Below are 2249 nucleotides of genomic sequence, written 5' to 3' on the forward strand. Positions count from 1 at the left end.
TTCAGAAAGCTTCTTTGAATCGATATATTTCATCCGCAGATTATGCATGAATATTTAAAATTCTTCGGTACAAATAATCAGCAAGAGACTGTTCGTTTTTTGATTTATGAAAGAGGCTTAATATCAAAACTAAAAAAAATAATCAAATTCCAATTATATTCAAGAAAAAATATCTGAATTTTTTATAAAACAAACCAAACAAAAATTCTATTTATATAGAGTGGCTTTGTTACGCAAAAAATCTAATCCTCTCCATCAAAAAATATCAAAACTAATTAATATATTTTCCAATTAATTTATTTAAATCTTTAGACTCACTAAACAAATAGCACTGGTAAAATAAATCATTCCCTTTTTTTGGTAAAACATCATTTTTTAAAAATATTTCATTTTCATGATAACTCTTTACACGTTCATAAACATAATTATCTATTAGCTGAATTTCCTCAAATTCCAATCTTTCATTTTTCACAAATTCAAAACTATAATAAGAAAAATCTTTACCTGAAACTAAATCAGATTGATTATATTGCAAACATTTCATCAAAGTATAAGCTTTTAATGATTCAATATCAGATAACCTTTTAGCCTGAACTTCAATTACATTAAAAATCAAAAAAAACAAAATAATATATCTCATTTTAATTCCCAAAAATCCACTTTTTGTGTTATGCCATTATTAACTTCGGTTGCAACCATCCAAAAATAATATACAGCTGATTCTGGATCATTTTGATCAATTGATGAGTAAAGCAATCCCCTACCATCTTCTCCTCCCTCCCATAATGTAAAATGACCAGTTGCATCACGCCATCCAGTTACCTCAAAAACAATAATTCCATTCTTATTTTTAATTTTTTCAATTATATTATTTCTTACAAAATCTAAACGGTGATCTAACTCTTCTGGCACATATGGGTTAATAGATGAAAGCTTTGGTAATTCTACTGATATATCTGGCTTTTTAAAAAGCGTATATAAATAAGCTTTTAAATCTCTGACACGTATCCAATAGTTCTTTCCATCGTCACCAATAATTGTGCCTCCTTTAGATGGTGCTCTCGGTAGTTGTACTCCTGATCGTATTAAGCCAGCACTCATTCTTAATGCACATGTATTTGCATAGGCATCATTATTTATCTCTCTACCCAAAGCTTTCGAGATTTGCGGATACAAGGTTTCTTTCTGAATAGTATTGTTTGGATAGTTGACAGACATATCTGACCATCTTGGTCTATTAACTTTTAAGGGTTCTGATATAACACCGTCTACTTCTGCTTCGATAGCCATTTAAAGTAACTCTTCATTCAAAATTAATGATTTTTCATTCTTTAAAATATTTTTAATTTTTGCTGCACCATTTTTGATAGTTGCTTGAAATTCTAAAAATTCATTTTGATTACTGATTTTTTCATACACTGGGTTTTTAACTTTTACAGTAACAGTTTCACCATCAGCATAATTTTCAGTTTCTATATGTAAATTGACATCAGTATAAAATCTTGAAGATTCTCCAATACGGTTTTCGTTTTCACCATAACTCCAATAAATTTTTTTAATTTTTTTCTTTAAAGTAAAATTTGTTAAATTCGGCAAAGTGAATAAATTATTCTGTGAACTTTGCCCCCCCACAAACTTATGTTGCCCTGCCTTCACTTCAAACTTACCGCTAGTTGTAGGCAATACACCCGCACTGCTAATCTCAATCTGGCTACCACCCGCAACTAAAACAATTTTTTTGCTCGCTTTGATTTCAACTTTATCTTCCGTGGAAATAATTTGAATACCCTTTCGTGCAATCAAATCTGCCCCATCTCCTTGGGCTTGGATTTCAACTTTGCCTTTGCCTGCATACGCGCGTAAACCTTCTTGTGCTGCAAATAGACTGATCTTGCTTTGTGCATGGGCAATCAAGGATTTTTGACTGCTGAGGTTGATGCTATCGCCTGCACTTTGGCTGATCTGTCCATCTGCTGAAAGATGAATATCTTCCTGACTACTCACAGCAATTGAGTTTGGTGCAGATAAAATCATTAAGGCTTGTTTAAAGGCATCAGCTTTTTCTTTACTGCCTTTTTCGATTTGTCCAAGGAAGTTTTTTAAATTATCCAAGACTTCAAGTGGGTCAGTTTGTTGATTTTTCGCCACTTCACTTAAGGCTTTACTGCTGTTTAAGTTGGCTTCGATTTGTTCTTTCGCCGCTTGTGCGTCGAGGTGCATTGCTGCTGCTTGTTGTTGTGGGTGTGTGC

General features: G+C 32.3%; 3 protein-coding genes. All 3 read right to left on the reverse strand.

The genetic code is table 11. The features are described from left to right. Nucleotides 1–271: 271 nt before the first annotated feature. The gene (locus tag FTU02_RS16200) at nucleotides 272–640 is read right to left on the reverse strand and encodes a hypothetical protein (RefSeq protein ID WP_180157979.1); all 369 of its coding nucleotides are present in this window, start codon (nucleotides 638–640) and stop codon (nucleotides 272–274) included. After that, nucleotides 637–1290: a type VI secretion system amidase effector protein Tae4 gene (locus tag FTU02_RS16205; protein WP_180108805.1), complete on the reverse strand. Its 654-nt coding sequence runs from the start codon at nucleotides 1288–1290 to the stop codon at nucleotides 637–639. Before FTU02_RS16205 ends, FTU02_RS16200 begins: the two co-directional genes overlap by 4 nt. Beyond that, a partial coding sequence (locus tag FTU02_RS16210; protein WP_180157980.1) for a DUF2345 domain-containing protein occupies nucleotides 1291–2249 on the reverse strand: 959 nt, incomplete at its 5' end.

The organism is Acinetobacter sp. YH12045, from assembly GCF_013419925.1.
GTDB lineage: Bacteria > Pseudomonadota > Gammaproteobacteria > Pseudomonadales > Moraxellaceae > Acinetobacter > Acinetobacter amyesii.

Coding starts and splice junctions, on each gene's coding strand:
- FTU02_RS16200 (WP_180157979.1), bottom strand. CDS start 640: ATGAGATATATTATTTTGTTTTTTTTGATTTTTAATGTAATTGAAGTT.
- FTU02_RS16205 (WP_180108805.1), bottom strand. CDS start 1,290: ATGGCTATCGAAGCAGAAGTAGACGGTGTTATATCAGAACCCTTAAAA.